Annotated in this window: 20 protein-coding genes; 3 read left to right on the forward strand and 17 right to left on the reverse strand. The window is 60.8% G+C overall.

Annotation, left to right across the window (positions count from 1 at the left end; all coding sequences use genetic code 11):
* The first annotated feature begins 61 nt into the window (after positions 1-61).
* On the forward strand, positions 62-736 hold the full coding sequence (gene rpiA / locus J4E63_RS21445; RefSeq protein WP_060739700.1) for a ribose-5-phosphate isomerase RpiA: 675 nt from the start codon (positions 62-64) through the stop codon (positions 734-736).
* Between the two features lie 141 nt (positions 737-877).
* Here rpiA and J4E63_RS21450 read toward each other — a convergent pair whose 3' ends face one another.
* From J4E63_RS21450 to J4E63_RS21465, 4 genes are all read right to left on the reverse strand, one after another.
* Positions 878-1,792 (reverse strand): SdiA-regulated domain-containing protein, encoded by a 915-nt coding sequence (locus tag J4E63_RS21450; protein WP_207283297.1) that lies wholly within the window; start codon positions 1,790-1,792, stop codon positions 878-880.
* 121 nt (positions 1,793-1,913) lie between these two features.
* Positions 1,914-2,846 (reverse strand): SdiA-regulated domain-containing protein, encoded by a 933-nt coding sequence (locus tag J4E63_RS21455; protein WP_207283298.1) that lies wholly within the window; start codon positions 2,844-2,846, stop codon positions 1,914-1,916.
* Between the two features lie 232 nt (positions 2,847-3,078).
* Complete coding sequence (locus tag J4E63_RS21460; protein ID WP_207283299.1) at positions 3,079-3,744, reverse strand: fumarylacetoacetate hydrolase family protein; 666 nt, start codon at positions 3,742-3,744, stop codon at positions 3,079-3,081.
* Between the two features lie 41 nt (positions 3,745-3,785).
* Positions 3,786-5,180, reverse strand: coding sequence for an FAD-binding oxidoreductase (locus tag J4E63_RS21465; RefSeq protein WP_207283300.1), 1,395 nt, complete (start codon positions 5,178-5,180; stop codon positions 3,786-3,788).
* A gap of 205 nt (positions 5,181-5,385) precedes the next feature.
* On the opposite strand from J4E63_RS21465, the gene serA reads away from it, so the two are divergent.
* Positions 5,386-6,615, forward strand: coding sequence for a phosphoglycerate dehydrogenase (gene serA, locus J4E63_RS21470; protein ID WP_025211258.1), 1,230 nt, complete (start codon positions 5,386-5,388; stop codon positions 6,613-6,615).
* Positions 6,616-6,804: 189 nt separating this feature from the next.
* Here the strand turns inward: serA and J4E63_RS21475 are convergent, their stop codons facing one another.
* Positions 6,805-7,230, reverse strand: a complete 426-nt coding sequence (locus J4E63_RS21475) for a DUF4399 domain-containing protein (RefSeq protein ID WP_207283301.1) — start codon at positions 7,228-7,230, stop codon at positions 6,805-6,807.
* A 133-nt stretch (positions 7,231-7,363) separates the two neighbouring features.
* Here J4E63_RS21475 and J4E63_RS21480 point away from each other — a divergent pair, with 133 nt between their 5' ends.
* Entirely contained in the window at positions 7,364-7,933 is a 570-nt protein-coding gene (locus tag J4E63_RS21480; protein WP_207283302.1) for a transporter substrate-binding domain-containing protein, read from the forward strand.
* 160 nt (positions 7,934-8,093) lie between these two features.
* On the opposite strand, the gene J4E63_RS21485 is transcribed toward J4E63_RS21480, so the two are convergent.
* The 12 genes from J4E63_RS21485 to J4E63_RS21540 all read right to left on the reverse strand — a co-directional run bounded on the left by J4E63_RS21485 (position 8,094) and on the right by J4E63_RS21540 (position 20,387).
* Positions 8,094-8,723, reverse strand: a complete 630-nt coding sequence (locus J4E63_RS21485) for a bifunctional 2-polyprenyl-6-hydroxyphenol methylase/3-demethylubiquinol 3-O-methyltransferase UbiG (protein ID WP_207283303.1) — start codon at positions 8,721-8,723, stop codon at positions 8,094-8,096.
* Positions 8,724-8,825: 102 nt separating this feature from the next.
* Complete coding sequence (locus tag J4E63_RS21490) at positions 8,826-9,470, reverse strand: methionine ABC transporter permease (RefSeq protein WP_025211262.1); 645 nt, start codon at positions 9,468-9,470, stop codon at positions 8,826-8,828.
* Positions 9,460-10,584, reverse strand: coding sequence for a methionine ABC transporter ATP-binding protein (locus tag J4E63_RS21495; protein ID WP_207283304.1), 1,125 nt, complete (start codon positions 10,582-10,584; stop codon positions 9,460-9,462). The genes J4E63_RS21490 and J4E63_RS21495 overlap by 11 nt, the downstream gene beginning before the upstream one ends.
* Before the next feature lies 1 nt (position 10,585).
* Entirely contained in the window at positions 10,586-11,395 is an 810-nt protein-coding gene (locus J4E63_RS21500; protein ID WP_092329978.1) for a MetQ/NlpA family ABC transporter substrate-binding protein, read from the reverse strand.
* A 14-nt stretch (positions 11,396-11,409) separates the two neighbouring features.
* Positions 11,410-12,792: an LLM class flavin-dependent oxidoreductase gene (locus J4E63_RS21505; protein WP_207283305.1), complete on the reverse strand. Its 1,383-nt coding sequence runs from the start codon at positions 12,790-12,792 to the stop codon at positions 11,410-11,412.
* Positions 12,792-13,985 carry an SfnB family sulfur acquisition oxidoreductase gene (locus J4E63_RS21510; protein WP_207283306.1) on the reverse strand — a complete coding sequence of 398 codons (1,194 nt, stop codon included), beginning with the start codon at positions 13,983-13,985 and terminating at the stop codon, positions 12,792-12,794. Before J4E63_RS21510 ends, J4E63_RS21505 begins: the two co-directional genes overlap by 1 nt.
* Before the next feature lie 23 nt (positions 13,986-14,008).
* Positions 14,009-15,250: an SfnB family sulfur acquisition oxidoreductase gene (locus tag J4E63_RS21515; RefSeq protein WP_207283307.1), complete on the reverse strand. Its 1,242-nt coding sequence runs from the start codon at positions 15,248-15,250 to the stop codon at positions 14,009-14,011.
* 334 nt (positions 15,251-15,584) lie between these two features.
* Positions 15,585-16,355 carry a hypothetical protein gene (locus J4E63_RS21520; protein ID WP_207283308.1) on the reverse strand — a complete coding sequence of 257 codons (771 nt, stop codon included), beginning with the start codon at positions 16,353-16,355 and terminating at the stop codon, positions 15,585-15,587.
* Between the two features lie 506 nt (positions 16,356-16,861).
* Complete coding sequence (gene tcyN, locus J4E63_RS21525; protein WP_072409216.1) at positions 16,862-17,623, reverse strand: L-cystine ABC transporter ATP-binding protein TcyN; 762 nt, start codon at positions 17,621-17,623, stop codon at positions 16,862-16,864.
* A gap of 3 nt (positions 17,624-17,626) precedes the next feature.
* A complete protein-coding gene (gene tcyL / locus J4E63_RS21530) occupies positions 17,627-18,292 on the reverse strand; it encodes a cystine ABC transporter permease (protein ID WP_060739686.1) in 666 nt (221 codons plus the stop codon).
* Complete coding sequence (gene tcyJ / locus J4E63_RS21535) at positions 18,292-19,086, reverse strand: cystine ABC transporter substrate-binding protein (protein WP_207283309.1); 795 nt, start codon at positions 19,084-19,086, stop codon at positions 18,292-18,294. The genes tcyL and tcyJ overlap by 1 nt, the downstream gene beginning before the upstream one ends.
* 308 nt (positions 19,087-19,394) lie before the next feature.
* Positions 19,395-20,387, reverse strand: coding sequence for a D-cysteine desulfhydrase (locus J4E63_RS21540; RefSeq protein WP_207283310.1), 993 nt, complete (start codon positions 20,385-20,387; stop codon positions 19,395-19,397).
* Positions 20,388-20,747 lie beyond the last annotated feature (360 nt).

Below are 20,747 nucleotides of genomic sequence, written 5' to 3' on the forward strand. Positions count from 1 at the left end.
CCACGGTTTCTACGCCTATAATGCCGGCCTTTCGTTCCCTCTCGGCACCTTCGGAGCCCGCATGACCCAGGATCAACTCAAACAGGCCGTGGCCCAGGCCGCCGTCGACCTCATCCTCCCGAAACTGGATGACAAGAGCGTCGTCGGGGTCGGCACCGGCTCCACGGCCAATTGCTTCATCGATGCGCTGGCGCAACACAAGGGCGCGTTCGACGGCGCGGTCGCCAGCTCCGAAGCGACTGCCGCACGCCTCAAGGGCCACGGGATCCCGGTGTACGAGCTCAACACCGTCAGCGACCTGGAGTTCTACATCGACGGCGCCGACGAAAGCGACGCGCACCTGAACCTGATCAAGGGCGGCGGCGCGGCTTTGACCCGCGAGAAGATCGTCGCGGCGGTGGCCAAGACCTTCATCTGCATCGCCGACGCCAGCAAGCTGGTGCCGGTGCTGGGCGCATTCCCATTGCCGGTGGAAGTCATTCCCATGGCCCGCAGCCACGTGGCCCGGCAACTGGTGAAGCTGGGCGGCGACCCGGTGTACCGCGAAGGCGTGCTGACCGATAACGGCAATATCATCCTGGACGTGCACAACCTGCAGATCACCAATCCGGTGGAACTGGAAAGCCAGATCAACGCCATCGTTGGCGTGGTCACCAATGGTTTGTTCGCGGCGCGTCCGGCGGATGTGCTGTTGCTGGGAACCGCTGAAGGGGTGAAGACCCTGCGGGCTGAGTAAGTTGGCGAAATAGCTCTTTTGAGTGAAGCAGTCCCTGTGGGAGCGAGCTTGCTCGCGATAGCGGTCTATCCGACACATTGATGTTGGCTGACACACCGCCATCGCGAGCAAGCTCGCTCCCACATTAGGTTTTGTGGTGCATCAAGGCTGCGGCTTCTTGAACACATAGAACAGGTTCGGCTCGCTCACCAGGTACAGGTTGCCATCGTCGTCCATGGCCAGGCCTTCGGCCTGGGGCACGGTTTTTTGCAGGCCCTGGCCACCCTTGCTCAACGACAGCGTGCTCAATGGCCGGCCGTCGATATCCAATTCGATAATCAGCCGCGATTCATCGGACAGCGCCAGCAAGTGGCCGCTGCGTTCATCGTATTGCAGGCTTGAAAGGTCGCGCACGAACAGCCCGGCATCGCGCTTGGGGTTGTTGATCACATGGACCGCGTAGGACTTTTCTGGATTGTGGTGGGGAAACCCATGCACTTCATAAATCAGCATCGGGTCGCGTTCCTTGGCCACGAACAGGCGTTTGCCCACTGAGTCGTAGGCCAGCCCTTCGAACCCCTTGTTGCCGCTCATGTGCACGCCGAGGGTCATTTGCTCGGCGTCGGCGGCGTCGAGGAACTGGGTGTCGTCCTCCAGGTGAATCTTGATCAGGCGCTGCTGGCGCTCGTCGGTGATGACGTAAGTGTCTTCGCTGATGAATTCCACCGCCTCCGGGTCGCCGAAGCCGATCAGGGCGATGCGCCGCAGGATCTTGCCATCGAGGGACAACTCGATCAGCTCGGAATTCTGGTTGGTCACGGTGAACAGGCTCTTGCGGACCGGATCGAATGTCAGCGCGGAAACGTCATCGTCCAGGCCGTCGATCACCTGCGCCTCCACCGTGACTCGGTATTGGTCCAGGGCGATGGTCTCTTCGCTGGTGGGTTTCCAATAGGTGTTGAGGTTGAACCAGGCGCGCTCGAACAGGCGCAGGTGTTGACCGGCGGCGATCAGGAGGATCAGCGCCAGCGTCAGCAATATCAGGATCAAGGGTTTGGGACGGGCGAGTCGACGCATGTTGGGGTGGGCTCGGATGAGAACAGGTGAGTGGAAATACCACGGCTGCCTGAACTGAAACTTAATGGCGGTGTGCCACACCCTACAACGAAAGGGAACTTACCTTACAGAGTTAGTCCTGTCAGCGCTGTTTTTCGAGACGATAGAACAGATTCGGCTCGCTGACTATGTACAGGTTTCCGGCGTCGTCGATGGTGACGCCTTCGGCGCGAGGGATCGTGTCTTTCAGGCCGTTGAAGCCACCCAGCAAGGTCATGAAGCTGACTTGCTCGCCTTTTTCGTCCAGTTCCAGCAGCAGGTGGGAGTCGGCCGAAAGCACCAGCGTATGGCCGGTACGCGGGTCGATCGCCAATGCCGAGAGGTTGCGCAGGTCCAGTTCATTGCTGACATGGATCTGCTTGTCGCCCTTGAGCAGTTGGCTGCCATCGCTTTTCCAGGTGAACAGTGCCGGCGGGCGTTCTTCGCCGAGCAACAGTTGCTGGTTGCGTGGGTCCCAGGCGATCGCTTCGAACCCTTTGTTCTGGTTCTGCGAGGCGCCCAGATCATAGTGAGGAAAGTCAGTGCTGTTCAGTTCGCGAGTGTTGGCATCCACCTGGACGATCGACAGCATGTGATTGCGCTCGTCGGTAATCGCCAACAGGCCATTGGTCATGTAGGTCACGCCTTCAGGGTTGTTCCAGCCCACCAAAGGCATCTTGCGCAGCACGTCGCCCTGCAGGGTCAGTTCCACCAGGAACGGGTTCTTGCCCATGACCGCGAACAGGGTCTTGGTTTGTGGGTTGTAGGCCACATCGGACGCCTCGTCCTTCTCCATGCCTGGTAGCGGCTTGGCGTCGATCACGGCGTGGTAGTCCGGCAACCAGATGCTTTCCTGGCGCTGGGCCGGGCTCTGGAAGTGTTCCGATAGCCAAAGCAGGCCGCGGTCGTCCCAGTGCATCGCAAACGCCAGGCCATAGGCTGCGGCCACCGCCAGCAGCGACCAGGCATACCAGGGCAGGGCGAAGCGCGAGCGGCGGGCAGGTTTGGCGGCAGGCAGTGCTTGGGTTTTGGCCATCGGGGAATGCGTTCCAGAAAATTCGGCTAGGGGAGTGGCTGGCTCAGATGCCGCATTCCCCGGAATTATCCGGATGGCATGTGAAAAAAACGGTAAATGATCGCAGATGCGTCATGTATATCCCGTGGGAGCGAGCTTGCTCGCGATGAGGCCATCACCTTCAACATGGGTGTTGGCTGGCACACCGCTATCGCGAGCAAGCTCGCTCCCACAAGGGGGCAAGGGTTGGCCGTTAGCGAACGCTGCTTTCGAAGCGGCTCGCCCCTGGCAGTTCCAGGATCAGCTCATCGCCCGCATTCAGCGGCCCGACGCCCGCCGGGGTGCCGGTGAGGATCACGTCGCCGGCCTGCAGCGAGAAGCAACCGGCCATGTATTGGATCATCGGCACGATGGGGTTGAGCATCAGGCTGCTGTTGCCGTCCTGGCGCACTTCACCGTTGATGGTCAGGCGCACGGGAATGTCAGTCAGGTCGGCAAACGTAGCGTTCGAAACAAAGGGGGCAATCACCGCCGCACCGTCAAAGGACTTGGCAACCTCCCAAGGCAGGCCCTTGGCCTTGAGCTCGGCCTGTTTGTCCCGCAGGGTCAGGTCCAGGGCCGGGGCGAAGCCGGAGATCGCGTCCAGTACTTCTTCAGCGCTGGGTTTGGTGGACAGCGGCTTGCCGATCAGTACGGCGATTTCCGCCTCGTAGTGCACCGAACCACGGTCGGCGGGAATGCTGAAGCCGCCTTCCAGTGGCACCACACAACTGCCCGGCTTGATGAACAGCAAGGGTTCGGTGGGCACCGGGTTGTCCAGTTCCTTTGCATGTTCGGCGTAGTTACGGCCAATGCACACCACTTTCCCCACCGGGAAATGAATACGTGTACCGTCGACATACTGGTGCTGATAGCTCATTACCGACTCCTGCTTCTTGGGTTCATCAGGTGTTTTAGGTATCAAATCGCGAAAATCTTGCCCGGATTCATGATGCCGTTCGGGTCGAAGACAGCCTTCACGGCTTTCATGTATTCGATTTCTACCGGCGAACGACTATAGGTCAGGTAGTCGCGCTTGGTCATGCCCACGCCGTGTTCGGCGGAAATCGAGCCGTTGTACTTCTCGACGGTTTCAAAGACCCATTTGTTCACGGTCGCGCATTTGGCGAAGAACTCATCCTTGCTGAGGTCTTCCGGCTTGAGGATGTTCAAGTGCAGGTTGCCGTCGCCGATGTGGCCGAACCAGACGATTTCGAAATCCGGGTAGTGTTCGCCGACGATCGCGTCGATTTCCCGCAAGAAAGCTGGGACTTTCGAAACAGTCACCGAAATATCGTTCTTGTACGGCGTCCAGTGGGAAATGGTTTCGGAGATGTACTCGCGCAGCTTCCACAGGTTCTGCAGTTGGGTTTCGCTCTGGCTCATCACGCCGTCCAGCACCCAGCCCTGCTCCACACAGTGCTCGAAGGTTTCCAGGGCGTGGTTGGCGACTTCTTCGGTGGTGGCTTCGAATTCCAGCAAGGCGTAGAACGGGCAGTCGGTTTCGAACGGTGCCGGAACGTCGCCACGACCGAGGACCTTGGCCAGGGCCTTGTCGGAGAAGAATTCGAAGGCGGTCAGGTCCAGCTTGCCTTGGAAAGCGTGTAGCACCGGCATGATCGAGTCGAAGTCCGGGGTGCCGAGCACCATGGCGGTGAGGTTTTTCGGCGCGCGGTCCAGGCGCATGGTGGCCTCGACCACGAAGCCTAGGGTGCCTTCGGCGCCGATGAACAGCTGTCGCAAGTCGTAGCCGGTGGCGTTCTTGATCAGGTCCTTGTTCAGCTCCAGCAGGTCGCCCTTGCCGGTGACGACCTTCATGCCCGCCACCCAGTTGCGAGTCATGCCGTAGCGAATGACCTTGATACCGCCGGCATTGGTGCCGATATTGCCGCCAATCTGGCTGGAACCTGCCGAGGCGAAGTCCACCGGGTAGTACAGGCCATGTTCCTCAGCCTGGTTCTGTAGCTGTTCGGTGACCACGCCCGGCTGGCACACGGCAGTACGGTCGGTCAGGTTCACGTCGAGAATCTGGTTCATGTAGTCGAATGACACCACGACTTCGCCGTTGGCAGCCACGGCCGCGGCGGACAGCCCGGTGCGCCCGCCCGATGGCACCAGCGCGATTTTGTGCGCATTGGCCCAGCGCACGATGGCCTGGACCTGTTCGGTGGTCTTGGGAAAGACAATGGCCGAAGGCGCCGGGGCGAAATGCTTGGTCCAATCCTTGCCGTAAGCGTTCAGGGAGTCGGCATCGGTCAAGACCTTGCCAGGCTCAACCAGGGTCTTCAGCTCATCTATCACGGCAGGATGGGTCATCGATAGAACTCTCGAACAATTCATGGTCATCCTGAGAACGCTTCACGTCGCAGGAATGAGTGTTTAGCGGGGTGCGTATGCTAGCATACCGACCCCGCAGCGTAGTGCCCAACGGCTGTTCTGCGGCGACGGCTGTCACGCCGGTCGGGCCAGCATGCGCTGTCCGATTCCCTGCCATTTTTCTCCGGGACACAGGTTTACGCAGATGAGCAAGACTTCTCTCGATAAGAGCAAGATCAAGTTCCTTCTTCTCGAAGGCGTCCACCAATCGGCTGTCGACGTCCTCAAGTCGGCGGGCTACACCAGCATCGAGTACATCACCAGTTCTCTGCCGGAAGCCCAGCTCAAGGAAAAGATCGCCGATGCTCACTTCATCGGCATTCGCTCCCGTACTCAACTGACCGAAGAGATCTTCGACCACGCCAAGAAACTGGTGGCGGTCGGCTGCTTCTGCATCGGCACCAACCAGGTTGACCTCAACGCGGCTCGCGAGCGCGGTATCGCGGTGTTCAACGCGCCGTACTCCAACACCCGTTCCGTCGCCGAGCTGGTGCTGGCCGAAGCGATCCTGCTGCTGCGCGGCATCCCTGAGAAGAACGCTTCCTGCCACCGTGGTGGCTGGATCAAGAGCGCGGCCAACTCCTTCGAAATCCGCGGCAAGAAGCTGGGTATCGTCGGCTACGGCTCGATCGGCACGCAGTTGTCGGTATTGGCTGAAGGCCTGGGCATGCAAGTGTTCTTCTACGACACCGTGACCAAGCTGCCCCTGGGCAACGCCACCCAGGTCAACGACTTGCACGAGCTGCTGGGCATGTCCGACATCGTGACCCTGCACGTACCGGAAACCGCCGCCACCCAGTGGATGATCGGCGAGAAGGAAATCCGTGCCATCAAGAAGGGCGGGATCCTGATCAACGCCGCGCGTGGCACCGTGGTCAAGCTCGACGCCCTGGCCGAAGCGATCAAGGACAAGCACCTGATCGGCGCCGCCATCGACGTGTTCCCGGTGGAGCCACGCTCCAACGACGACATCTTCGAAAGCCCGCTGCGTGGCCTGGACAACGTGATCCTGACCCCGCACATCGGCGGTTCCACCGCTGAAGCCCAAGCCAACATCGGCCTGGAAGTGGCGGAGAAACTGGTCAAGTACAGCGACAACGGTACGTCGGTATCGTCGGTGAACTTCCCGGAAGTGGCCCTGCCGGCACACCCTGGCAAGCATCGCCTGCTGCACATCCACGAGAACATCCCGGGTGTGATGAGCGAGATCAACAAGGTCTTCGCCGAAAACGGCATCAACATTTCCGGTCAGTTCCTGCAGACCAACGAGAAAGTCGGCTACGTCGTGATCGACGTCGACGCCGAATACTCGGACCTGGCGCAAGAGAAGCTGCAGCACATCAATGGCACGATTCGTTGCCGCGTGTTGTTCTAAGCAGGCTGGCTTTGCAGTAAAAAAACGGGAGCCTCGCAAGGGGCTCCCGTTTTTTTGTCGAGCACATAACCTGTGGGAGCGAGCTTGCTCGCGATAGCGTCGGTTCAGTTGGCCGATCTATCCACTGGCACACCGCTATCGCGAGCAAGCTCGCTCCCACCGGGTTGTGTTGTGTCAGCCAGTCAGGCGTTATTTCACGGTGACAGTGATTTTCTCGGACACGATCGACGGGTCGAACGGCATGTGGCCACTGTCGCCGAGGATCAATTGCAACGTGTGCTTGCCCGGGGCCAGTTTGATGGTGGCCTGGGTCTGTGCCTTGCCGAAGTGCATGTGGTTGGCGTCGTTTGGAATCGGCGCGCCTGCCGCAGGCAACGTGTCGACATCGATCAGCAAATGGTGATGGCCAGTGTTCTTGGTCACATCGCCGGCGGGGGCCAGGGCGATGTCCTTGACGCCGAACTTGACCGTGAATTCCTGGGCGACGGTGTCGCCGTCTGCCGGGGAAACGATGAACACTTCAGCACCTTTAGGCGCCGGTGTCGCGGCGCTTGCCAGCATCGAAGCGCCCAATAACAGACCGGCCAACGCGGCACGAGACATAAAGCTTTTCATTTTTTTCTCCAGTTTTTCCATGAAATCCGCCTGGCCATCACAACTTCATGACCAATCGTTGTCGAAGCCTGCAACAACCATAGCAAAGCGAGCCTGAAACGAGCGTCGCTTGTATAAATACAAAGGAGTGACCATGCGCTTTCTGCCTGGCCTGATTTGCCTGCTACCCCTTTTGAGCCCCCTGGCTCATGCCGAACTGATCGATGACATCAATGACCGTGGCGAACTGCGCATTGCCCTTGAGGCCAACACCGCGCCCTTCAACTTCAAGGAAGACGGCAAACTCACCGGTTTCGAAGTGGAACTGGGTGAAATGCTCGCGGCGGAACTCGATGTACGGCCCGATTTCGTGGTCACCGATGCCGGGGATCTGCTGCCCGGTGTGGAGAGTGGCAAGTACGACGTTGCCATCAACCACATAGCAATGACCCCGGAACTGGCCGAACGTTTCGACCTCAGTGCCGCTTACAGCCGTCCGGATGCACAACTGCTGGCGAGCAAGGAGGAGCCGCAGCGTCCGTTGGTCATGGCGCAGTCGTTCCAGCCGGAAGAAGAGAAGAGCGGCCCGCCGCCGAGCCTGGTGATTCCGTTCCAGAAGGGCAACCCGGCGTTCAAGGCCAGCCTGGATAACGCCCTGACGCGTATCAAGGATGACGGGAGGCTGGAGCAGTTGTCGCAGAAATGGTTGAAAAAACAGGAGTGAAGCTTCCAGGCGATGAGGCCAAGCCATCAAGCTTCATTGACTGTTGGACCGCTATCGCGAGCAAGCTCGCTCCCACATGGGAGCTGCGGTGCTCGCAGATCATGAGTTCAGAACTGATCGAGTGTGGGAGCGAGCTTGCTCGCGATGGCGCCCTCAAATCCTAAGCAGGTCTGCGCCAGACACTTGCCAACCAAGGCTGTTGCTCCCGCGGCAGCCCCGCCGGCCGGTAATAATGCTCCAGCTCTACAAAGCCCGCTTGCGTGAGCGATGTGCGCCAGGCCTCGAGGTCGTGATAAGCGCCGAAGCGCTGGCCGTTCCAGCCCTCCTGGTTTTCGCCCCGAGGGTTGGAGCTGAACAGCACGCCGCCGGGCTTGAGCGTGGCGTGCAGTTGCTGGAGTACCCGAGGCAGTTCCTGGACCGGGACATGAAACAGCACCGCGTTGGCGAAAATCCCGTCAAAGCGTTCGGCCGGCAGGTCGAGTTCCAGGAAGTCCTGCTGCCACACCTCACAACCGCTGTCCTGGCGCGCCATGCGGGCAAATTCCGCTGAACCGTCGAGGCCGACCGCGACATGGCCCATGGCTGTGAATGTGCGCAGGTCGCGCCCCGGGCCGCAGCCGAAATCCAGGATGTGCAGCGGTGCCTGGCCCTGGATATGGCGCAGCAAGGCGTCGATGTTCTGGCTGACATCATGGTCGCGGGTGCCTTCGCGGAAGCTTTCTGCCACGGCGTTGTAATGGCTCAGGGTCGTGGCGGTGATGGTGTGCAGGTCGTCGGTGGTGTGTTTCATGATTGGGGGCTTAGGTGGGGAGCGTCAGCCGACTATACCGCAAGATCATCGGTCTACCTGTGGGAGCAAGCTTTGCTCCCACAGGTCAACTGCTTCCTCCAGTCAGCGCTTGTTCAAGCCCCGCGCCAGGCGGTCACCCCCCAATTGGATCACGGCGACCAACGCCACCAGCAACACGATCACCGTGAGCATGATCTGGCTGTCGAAACGCTGGTAGCCATAGCGGTAGGCGATGTCGCCCAAGCCACCGGCACCGATTGCCCCGGCCATGGCCGAGGAGTTGATCATGGTCACCAGCGTGATGGTGAAACCGCCGACGATGCCCGGCAGGGCTTCGGGCAGCAGCACATGCCAGACGATGTGCCAGCGGCGGCAACCCATGGCCTGGGCCGCTTCGATCAGGCCATGGTCGACTTCCCGCAGGCTGACTTCGGCGATACGGGCGAAGAACGGCGTGGCGGCGATGGTCAGCGGTACGACCGCGGCCCACACGCCATAGGTGGTGCCGACGATCAGCCGGGTGAACGGAATCAGCGCCACCATCAGAATCAGGAACGGTATCGAGCGGAACAGGTTCACGAACGCGCCCAGGGCCCGGTTCAAGGCCGGCGCTTCATAGATCCCGCCCTTGCCGCTGGTGACCAGGATCACCGCCAGCGGTATGCCCGCCAGCAACGCGATCAACGACGACACGCCGACCATCAGGAACGTGTCGATGAAACCTTGCAGCAACCGATCAAACCACATAACCCAGCACCTCCACCCGTTGCGCCCAATTGCCCGCCCGTTGACGAAGTTCCTCGGCGCCCCACGACGAACCGCTCACGGCCAGCAGCAATTGCCCCAGCCCGTGGCCCTGAATCCGTTCGATGCCGCCGTGCAGCAAGCGCACTCGCCCACCGAGGGCGCTGAACAAGGCGGCAAGATCCGGTTCCTCGCGATCTATGCCGGTGAATTGCAAGCGCAGCACCGTAGCCGCGTCCGCCGACGCCGGCAGCACCTGCAGGCGACTTTGCAGTTCTTCCGGGATGGCGTGTTGCAACGGCGCCAGCAGGGTCCGGCTGACCTCGTGTTGCGGGTTGCCGAAGACTTCCCAGACCGGTCCCTGCTCGACGATCCGCCCCTGCTCAAGCACCACCACCCGGTCGCAGACTTCGCGAATCACTGCCATTTCATGGGTGATCAAGACGATGGTCAGGCCCAGCCGCTGGTTGATCTCGCGCAGCAGGCCGAGGATCGACTGGGTGGTCTCCGGGTCCAGGGCCGAGGTGGCCTCGTCGCACAGCAGGATCTGCGGGTCATGCACCAGCGCCCGGGCAATCCCGACGCGCTGCTTCTGCCCGCCCGAAAGCTGCGCCGGGTAGGCTTTGTGCTTGCCGTGCAGACCCACCAGCTCCAACAGCTCGCGGACTTTGCGCTGGCGCTGCTCCTTGGGCACGCCGGCGACTCTGAGCGGCAGTTCGACGTTCTGCCACACGGTCTTGGCCGACATCAGGTTGAAGTGCTGGAAGATCATGCCGATGCGCCGACGCAGCTCCACCAGGCGGTCTTCATCGAACTCGCCGATGTCCACCCGGTCGATCAACACCCGGCCACTGGTGGGTTGTTCGAGCCGGTTGATGGTGCGGATCAGCGAAGACTTGCCGGCACCGCTGCGGCCGATGATGCCGAACACTTCGCCGCGCTGGATCGCCAGGTCGATGCCTTGCAGCGCGGCCACCGGGCCCTGGCTGCCGTTGTAGGTCTTGCCCAGGCCGATGAAGCGCACGTGGGCACGGTTCAACTCTGGATGCAGTTCAGTCTGGTCGGCGCTTTGCGGCGCGGGAGCTTCGTCGCGCAGTCGCGCGTTGACGGCGTTCATGTCAGCCTTCCCAACCGGCCTGGTAGAGCTTGCCGTGGGCCTTGTCCAGGGCGGCGCGCACGACTGGCGAGTGCTGGTAGATGTCGACGAACTTGATCAGCCGTGGATCGTTCTGGCTCTTGGGCTGGATCACGAACTGAATCACGTATTCCTTGTGATCGAGGCCGTCGAACAGCAAGGCCGAGCTGGCATCGAAGGTCTTGGCCAGGCGGATGTAGGCCGGATAACCCTGCACCAGGTCGGCGTCTTCATAGGCGCGCACCAGTTGCACCGCTTCGACTTGCAGGATCTTGAGTTTCTTCGGGTTGGCGACGATGTCGTCTTCGGTGGCCTTGTAGCCGACGCCCGGCTTGAGGCTGATCAGCCCGGCCTTGGCCAGCAGTTGCAGGCCGCGACCGCTGTTGATCGGGTCGTTGGCAATGGCGACGCTGGCGCCTTCGGGCAGTTCGTCGAAGCTTTTGTATTTTTTCGAATAGAGACCAACGTTGTTGATGATCCCCGGCGCAAACGGCACCAGGTCGAACCCGGCGGCAGCCTTGGCGTTTTCCAGGAACGGGATGTGCTGGAAGTAATTCACGTCGATGTCACCGGAGGCCAGGCTGACGTTGGGCGCGATCCAGTCGCTGAACTCCACCAGTTCGACCTTCAGGCCTTGCTTGCCGGCCTCTTCGACCGCTGCCTCCAGGGGAATGGCGAACGCGGCGGTGGTGCCGATCTTCAGCGGTGCGTCGGCGGCAAACAGCGCCGAGCTGAACAGGCCGAGGGCCAGGGCCAGTGCTTTGACTGGCAGGGTCAGGAGTTGCGTGGTCATGTCGGTTATTCCAGTCATTGATTAATTGAGCCGTGCGCTTTTTGGCGGTAGGTCGAACCGGTGTGTTGTTCGGGTAGATGGGCCTCTGCGCGGAACAGCTTTTCCCGCAAGGTGCCGTTGTCGTATTCGGTCTTGTACGAGCCGCGTCGCTGCAACTCGGGGATCACCAGGTCGATGAAGTCCACGTAGCTTTGCGGTGTCACGATGCGAGTCAGGTTGAAGCCATCGAGGCCGGTTTCGGCAATCCACGACTCCAGCTCATCGGCCACCTGTTCGGGCGAGCCCACCACCGTGATGTAGCGACCGCCCAAGGCGTGTTGCTGCAACAATTTGCGCCGGGTCCAGTCGTTGTTCTGCAGGGTCTTGGTGGCGGACTGGATGGCGTTGCTCTTGACGTACTGGATCGGCTCGTCCAGTTCGTACTGGGAAAAATCGATCCCCGTCGACGCGGAAAAATGCGCCACCCCGGCTTCGGCACTGGCGTAGCTCAGGTACTCGGCATGCTTGGCCCAGGCGGCCGCCTCGGTCTCGCCGACGATCACGTTCAGGCCCATGAACACCTTGATGTCCCCGGGGTTGCGTCCGGCCTCGATGGCACTGGCGCGGACCTTGTCCACCTGGGCCTTGGTCGCCGGTTTGTTCTGGCCGCTGATGAACACGCACTCGGCGTGCCGCCCGGCGAACAGCAAACCACGCTCGGAACTGCCGGCCTGGAACAGCACCGGGGTGCGTTGGGGCGACGGTTCGCACAGGTGATAGCCCTCGACCTGGTAGAACTCGCCTTGGTGGCGGACCTTGTGCACTTTCTCCGGTTGGGCATAGATCCGCTGCTCGCGGTCGTTGATCACAGCGTCGTTTTCCCAGCTGCCCTCCCACAGTTTGTAGAGCACTTGCAGGTATTCATCGGCCTGGTCGTAGCGGCGGTCATGCTCGACTTGCGCCGTCAGGCCCATGGCTTTGGCGGCGCTGTCCAGGTAGCCGGTGACGATGTTCCAGCCGACCCGGCCGCGACTCAGGTGGTCGAGGGTGCTCATGCGTCGGGCAAACAGGTAGGGCGGTTCGTAGGTCAGGTTGGCGGTGAGGCCGAAGCCCAGGTTTTTCGTCACGGCGGCCATCGCGGAGACCAGCAGCAATGGGTCATTGACCGGCAGTTGGATTGATTCCTTGAGCGTGACATCCACCGACTGTTGGTACACGTCATAGACGCCGACGATGTCGGCGATGAACAACCCGTCGAACAACCCGCGCTCGAGCAATTGCGCCAGGGCGGTCCAGTATTCGAGGGTGTTGAACTGAGTCGAGGTGTCCTGGGGATGAGTCCACAGCCCATGGTTGATGTGCCCGATGCAGTTCATGTTGAACGCGTTGAGCAGGATCTTTTTTTTGCCGGCCGCCATCAGATGGTCCCCCGCAGCGGCGGTTTTTCGTCGTTGAGGTAGAAGTTGCCCACGGCGTGGTATTTCCAGCGCACCGGGTCATGCAGGGTGTGCACCCGGGCGTTGCGCCAGTGACGGTCGAGGCCATGTTCGGCCAGGGTCGCCTGGCTGCCGGCCAGTTCGAACAGCGTGCTGCTGGCGGCCAGGGATGTTTCGGTGCTGATGGCACGGGCTTCGGCCACGGCAATCGAGGCGGCGGCGACCGTGTCGGCCCCGGTGTCGGCCTGGGCCCGGTCGAGGAATTCACCGGCGCGTTCCAACAGGGCTTCGGCGGCATGCAGGCGGATGCTCAGTTGGCCGAAACTCTTGAGGGTGTGCGGGTCTTCGGTGGCGACGTCGCTGGTGGCATCGATCCAGGGACGGGTTTTGCTGCGGACAAAATGCAAGGCGTCTTCATAGGCGGCGCGGGCGATGCCGGTGTCGATGGCAGCGTGAAGAATCTGCGCCAGTGGCCCCACCGGTGTGGGACGTTCGAAAGCACTTTGGAAGGGCACGATGTCGTCGGCGGCGACATACACGTTTTCAAACACCACCGAACCACTGCCTGTGGTGCGCTGGCCGAAACCGCTCCAGTCGTCGATCACCGTCAGGCCTTTGCTGTCACGAGGGACGAACGCCAGTTGTTGCACGCCGTTTTCATCCACCACCGAGGTGGGGATACGCTGGGCATAGATAGCCCCCGTGGCGTAGAACTTGCGGCCATTGATGCGATAACCCTCGCCGTCGCGGCGCAGCTGGGTGGTACGGTCATGGGCAGTCTTGGTGCCAAGTTCGGCCAGTGCGTTACCAAAACGCTGCCCGGCGAGCACTTCGGCGTACAGGCGTTGTTTTTGCGCTTCAGTGCCGTTTACCCGCAGTACCTCCAGGGCGTAGAAATGATTTTGCGGAATCTGCCCCAGCGAGCCGTCGGCCTGGGAAATCAGCGCAATGACTTTGGCCAGGGTGACGTTGGACACCCCGGCGCCGCCATAGGCCTTGGGTACACTGATGCCCCACAGGCCAGAACGAGAGAAGGCCTCCAGTTCCGGGTACGGCAAGCGCCGCTCGCGGTCGCGCAGGGCACTGTCGCGCTTGAAGTCATCGGCCAGGTCACTGGCCACGATCAGGGCTTGTTCATCGCTGGTGATCACCGCGACGTGTTGAGAAAACGTCATGTACTGCTCCAGAGGTCGGGTCGTCAGATCCAGGAATGCCGGGCCGGCAAGGTGCCGTTCAGGTGGTAGGCGCCTACCGCGTGATACTTCCAGCGCACCGGGTCGTGCAGGGTATGGACCCGTGCGTTGCGCCAGTGGCGATCAAGATTGAATTCGGCGAGGGTGGCGCGGCTGCCGGCCAGCTCGAACAGTTTTTCGCTGGCTTGCAGGGCGATCTCGGTGGTGAGTGCCTTGGCTTCGGCCACGGCAATCGAGGCGCGGGCGGACGATTGTGCGGTGATGGGGGCGGCACTGACTTGGTCCAATACTTGTCCGGCCTTGCGCAGCAACGCTTCGGCGGCGTGCAACTCGATTTTCAGCTTGCCGATGTCGGCGATCACGTAGAGGTCATCACTGGCCCGGTCGACCTTGGCGTCGATCCAGGGCCGGGCCTGTTCGCGCACGAAGGCGATGGCATCGTCGATGGCGCCACGAGCAATGCCCGCATCGATGGCGGCCTGGATCAGTTGGGAAATCGCCCCTTGCACACCGGGCGTTTCATTGATGCGCCAGTTCTCCAGGACCAACTCGGCATCCACCCGCACATTGTTCAGCAGCACGGTGCCGCTGGCGGTGGTGCGCTGGCCGAAGCCCGACCAATCGTCGACGATGCGCAGGCCCGGGGTGCCACGCCGCACGAACGCCAGCACTTGCCGGCCCTCGTCATTCAGCGCCTTGACCGCGACCCAGTGGGCGAACAGTGCGCCAGTGGAATAGAACTTCTGGCCATTGATGACGAAGCCGTCACCGTCGGCGGTGATCCGCGCCTTGAGTTCAAGGGTGTTGCGAGTGCCACGTTCGGGCCCGGCATTGCCGATGCGCCAGCCTTCGAGCACGCTCTGCAACAGGGTTTTTTTCTGCCGCTCGGTACCGGTACCGAGAATCAGCTGGAGCACGCCGAACTGGTTCTGGGGGATCTGCCCCAGGGCCGGGTCGGCGGCGGAAATGATTGCGAACACGTCGGCCAGGGTGACGAACGAAACCTGTGGGCCGCCGTAGGCCCGGGGAACGGCGATGCTGCCCAGTCCGCTGCGGGTGAATTGCTCGATTTCCGCCCAAGGCAGCTTGCGTTGCTGGTCACGACGCGCGGCTTGCTGACGGGCGACCTGTGCCAGTTCATGGGCGGCCTTGATCGCCTCGGCATCGTTGCGCAACACCTGCGCGGGCAACAGCAGGGGGGCGATGTCCAGGTCGCTCTGGACCTTTGCTTGCGCCAAATCCGACATTACAGCCACTCCGTGGCTGCGGGCAGTGCCTTGGCATACTGCACTGGGGCGATTGTGTTCCGTTCCATACCCACCTCACATCTCAAGAAACGCCGCGATGAAGACGGCGAGCAAAAATCTAGAATGTCCGGTGGTCCGGTTTATATACCCTAAGCGTGTGTAAATTATTTTTGAACTAACTTTTAGGAATATATATAGGTTAGATTCAATTGGAAGGAGTCCTCTGTGGCGAGGGAGCTTGCTCCCGCTGGGTTGCGCAGCAACCCTTCTTTTACCGGTGGGCGCTGCGCACCCAAGCGGGAGCAAGCTCCCTCGCCACCAAAAGCGCTCTGTATCAAGGCGCTCGATGTCGCGGTTCAGCGGCCATGAGGGCCTCTTTCGAGGGCTTCTTCGGATAGGGATTGGCGCAACCGATCTTCAACGTCCGTGGCGGTGCCCAGTGGGAGTTGTTGCCCACGCGGTCGAGGATGCAGTAGGTCACTTCCAGGCGCAGGTCTTCTCCCGCCTCCAGGATGATCTGCGGCGGGACCCAGATATTGATCGGCTGGCCGACCTCGCTGGCGGTGAGCGCAGGCAGGTCCATGCGCACATCGCCCCAGCGCAGGGTCACGGCATCGCCGACGGCCATGTTCAGGTAGGGTTCGATGGTCAGCGGTACGCCGCGCTTGATCTGGCTCGGGTTCACCCCTTGGCGCCGGATGGTGGTGGGAATGCGCACCGGCGCCAAGCCCTGGTTTTCATCGCCGCTCAGGGCCAACGGTTGGCCGCCGGGACAATCGAGCTTCACCAGCACCTGTTGCTTGGCCGACAGCGCCGGCCCGCGTCCGACCTGCATCACCCGATAATGGATGCGCGAGGTGCCGTTGACGATGAAGCTCTCCGGGATCCGCATCGTGATGTTGCCCAGCACGTCGGCCTGCGACAGCACGCGCGAACCGACGTAGCAGTTGTCCCAGAACAGTTCGATCAGGTCACCGGTGTCCATGCCGGGGTAAGGCGCAATAGCCACCTCCAGGTGAGCGGCGTTGGCGATATTGATGCCAGTAGGGTGGGCATTGGCCAGTGTGGGGGCGGCCAGTTCAGGACTCTTCGACTTACATGTCATGGTGTTCTCCTTGATGCTTGAAAACTAAGTCCGTTTCGGGAAGATCAAAAGGCGATAGATCATCGCGATGTATATGTTATGGGTGTAGCCATAGGGGCTGTCTGTGCTTAGTCACTGCACAAACTAAAATACGGTGCGTCGCCTGTCGGGCACTAGATAAGGGCTCTACAGTTTCAGTGTCAATAGAGCCGGTTGCTTAATAACTCGTTGTGAAAGGCTTCAGAAACGTCCTACGTGTGCATGTTAAGAATGAGCGGCGCGGCAGGCCAATTTCCTAGGCTCGTTGGTTTTTTCGAGAAGGGCTAGAGGCCGCGTCTGACAACTAAGTTTGTGAGGAAGGCGGAGGGAAAATGTTGCGAGAGTTATATATAGGTTACTTCCTATATAAAAACGGAGGCTTTTAGTCGGGTGTAAATTGCAAGTTGTGTCGTTCGGATAAAAGAAAGGCGATGTCGTGTTAGTTGTGCAGCGGCCTCACTTCCATCCCTGGAAGTGATAACACTGATTTACTGGTCGCCGTGTCCGGCAGAGAGGAACTTGCTGAGGAACTGTCGCGTGCGTTCTTCCTTGGGGGCCGCAAACAAGGCCTTGGCTTCGCCTTGTTCGACGATCACGCCTTTGTCGAAAAACACCACACGGTTGGCCACGTCTCGGGCGAAGCCCATTTCGTGGGTCACGATGACCATGGTGCGCTTTTCTTCGGCCAGGCCGCGAATGGTTGCCAGGACCTCGCCTACCAGCTCCGGATCAAGGGCCGAGGTCGGCTCGTCGAACAGGATCACCGCTGGTTCCATCGCCAACGCCCGGGCAATCGCCACGCGCTGTTGCTGGCCGCCGGAAAGGCGCCGTGGGTAGGCGTTTTCCTTGCCGGCCAGCCCGACCTTGGCCAACAGCTTGCGCCCCAGGGCTTCGGCGTCGGCGCGGGGAATTTTCTTCACCACCTGCGGGCCTTCGGTGACATTTTCCAAGGCGGTGCGATGGGGGAACAGGTTGAAGTTCTGGAACACGAAGCCCACCTGCTGGCGCAAACGGCGCACCAGGCCTTGTTGCTGGTTCAGCGGACGACTGCCATCGATCTCGATGTCGCCGACCTTGATCCGGCCACTGGTAGGCTCTTCGAGGAAGTTCAGGCAACGCAGGAACGTCGTCTTGCCCGAGCCGCTGGGGCCGATGATCGCAACCACTTCGCCTTCTTCGATCTTCAGGTCGATGCCGTTGAGCACCACCTGACCCTTGAACTGCTTTGTCAGTTTTTCCACGACAATCATGGGTCAGGACTCCTGGTCATGCCGATTGACCCGGGCTTCCAGGACGTTCTGCAGGTGCGAGAGCACGGTGGCAAGAACCCAATAGATCAGCGCGGCGGCAAGGTACATGGTGAAGATTTCGAAGGTTCGCGCGGTGATCAACTGCGCCTGGCGGAACAGCTCCGGCACCTGGATGGTCGCCGCCAGCGCGGTGTCCTTGACCAGGGAAATGAAGCTGTTGCCCAACGGTGGCAGGGCCGTGCGTGCGGCTTGCGGCAGGATGGCCCGGCGCAGGGTCTGGGCGCGGGTCATGCCGATACTCGCCGCCGCTTCCCACTGGCCGCGCTCGATGGAACTGATGGCGGCCCGCAGGATTTCACACGCATAGGCGGCCATGTTCAGCGAGAAACCGATCAGCGCCGCTGGCAGCGGATCCAGCTCGATGCCCAGTTGCGGCAACCCGTAATAGATCACGAACAACTGCACCAGCAACGGCGTGCCGCGAAAGAACGACACGTAGATGCGGGCAATCCAGCTCACCAGTTTGAAGCGCGACAGGCGCATCAGCGCCAGGCCGAACCCCAGCAGCAAGCCGAAAAACATGCCGCCCAGGCTGAGGATGACCGTGTAATACGCGCCCTTGAGCAGGAAGGGCGCGGAGTCCAGTGCGAGTTGAAGAGCTGCTTCCATTATTGGGTAACGTCAGCGCTGAAGTATTTTTCCGAAAGTTTCTTCAGCGTACCGTCGGCGCGCAGTTTCTCGATGGCCTTGTTCACGGCTGCCAGCAGTTCGGGCTCGCCTTTGCGCAGGGCAATACCGGCTTCCTGGCGGGAGAAGGCTTCGCCGGCGGCGGCAGTGTCCTTGGCTTTCTTGGCATATTCGAGCGCGGCGAGGCGGTCGATCAGGATGGCGTCGATGCGGCCTACGCGCAGATCCTGGAACTTGGTCGGATCATCTTCGTAGGTACGTACATCAGCGCTGGGCACGTTGGCCTTTACCCATTGTTCGTAGTTGGTGCCCAGGCCTACGCCGACTTTCTTGCCGGCCAGGTCGGCGGCGGTCTTGATGGAGTCTTTATTCTTGGTCAGGGTCAGCGCCTGAATCCCGGAAACGGTATAGGGCTCGGAGAAGTCATACTTCTTCTTGCGCTCTTCGGAAATGGTCACTTGGTTGATCACCGCGTCCAGACGCTTGGATTCCAGCGCCGCGAGGATGCCGTCCCATTTGGTTGGCTGCAGCTTGACCTTCACGCCCAGTTCCTTGGCCAGGGCCTCGGAAAATTCCACTTCGAAACCGGCCAGCTTGCCGTCGGCGTCGACGAAGCTGAACGGAGGATAAGTGCCTTCCAGACCGACGTTGATAACGCCCGCATCCTTGATTTTCTGCAGTTGCTCACCGGCAACCGCTTGCCCCAACAGCCCGGCGCTCAATGCCAGGCCCAGCGAACCGACCAACAGGTTGCGACGTAATGCGGAAAAATTCATGACAAGCCCCTGTGTTTTCTTATGAAGAGGTTATTTTGGCTGAGATAAGGCGTAGCCGCGATCCGAAAAGATTGCCACATCCTGCCTTAAAGCAACCTGGGCGTCTCGCGGCAAATGCGCCTGCGGCGAGACTATAAGTTGGCTTTTATAGATTGGAAAATAATATTAAATCAACCATATATGCCTGTTTGGAATGACCCCTGTGGGAGCGAGCTTGCTCGCGATAGCAGTGGATCAGCCGAACTCCAATTAGCTGACACACCCTCATCGCGAGCAAGCTCGCTCCCACATTGAGGGTTTCCACATCTTCAGAAGACTGCGTTATAGGCAAACAACGCCGGTGCGCCGCCGGTGTGCAGGAAGATGATCGGGCCTTCCTCGAAACGGTCGCGGCCAATGCCATCGAGCAGGCCGGCCATGGCCTTGCCGGTGTAGACCGGATCGAGCAACAGACCTTCCAGGCTGGCCAGCAGCTTGACCGCCGCCAGTGTCCCGGCGTTCGGTTCGCCGTAGCGGGGGGCGAAATATTCATCCCACAGGATCACTTTGAACGCTTCCGGAAGGGCGACTTCGAGTAACGCTGCCGTGCGCTCGGCAAGGCCCTGGACCTTCGGAAACTGGTCCTCCTCGCTGCGCGAAACCGTGACGCCAATGACCGGAAGCGCCGGCAGGCTTTCACTCAACGCCAGCGCCAGGCCGCTGTGGGTCCCGGCACTGCCCGAGGCCAGTACCACGGCAGCGAACTCGATTCCGGTGTCCTTGATCTGCTCGGCCAGTTCCAGGCCGGCGCGCACATACCCCAGCGCGCCCAAGGCGTTCGAACCGCCAATCGGCACCAGGTAGGGCTTTTTCCCATTGCTGCGCAGGCGCCCGGCGAGGGCCTGCAATTGCTCGTCGGCGTTGTCCAGGTTTTCCACCAGCTCGACCTTGGCGTCGAACAGCTCCAGCAGCAGCCGGTTGCCGTTGCCCAGGTAATTGCTGTCTTCGGTGCCGATGGGGTTTTCCAGCAAGGCCACGCAACCCAGGCCCAGCTTCGCGGCCAGGGCGGCGGTCTGGCGTACGTGGTTGGACTGGATCGCCCCGGCGGTGATGAGGGTATCGGCGCCTTGGGCGATGGCGTCGGCGGCCAGGTATTCGAGCTTGCGCAGTTTGTTGCCGCCCAAGGCCAGGGGCGTCAGGTCGTCGCGCTTGATATAGATGTCCCGGCCGAGCCAGGTGGAGAGGCGGTCGAGTTTTTCCAACGGTGTCGGATGGCTGAGCAGGTCGAGACGGTTAAAGCGAGACAACTGTTCTTTGATCATGGGTCCGTACTGGTTGTAGGCGATGTCTGGACTATAGGCACGCGGATATTCGTGGGCAACCGGCAATCATTTGTTTGGAAGTAAACCAGCGACGGGCAGGGAGTGACACATGATTTATGAACACCTCAAATCCTGTGGGAGCGAGCTTGCTCGCGATAGCGGTGGTTCAGTTGGCCTCTGTATTGACTGACATACCGCCATCGCGAGCAAGCTCGCTCCCACAGGGGGCTGTGTATATGGCTTAGACACTGAACGAATGCTCACCAGGCAACGTCATACCCTCCCGTAGGCTAGCGTAGGAAGCATGCCGTTGAGCCCTGCGATTAGTCCTTAGCTGCCTATTCATGTTTAACTTGAACG

This window comes from Pseudomonas sp. FW300-N2F2 (assembly GCF_017351655.1).
GTDB lineage: Bacteria > Pseudomonadota > Gammaproteobacteria > Pseudomonadales > Pseudomonadaceae > Aquipseudomonas > Aquipseudomonas fluorescens_AA.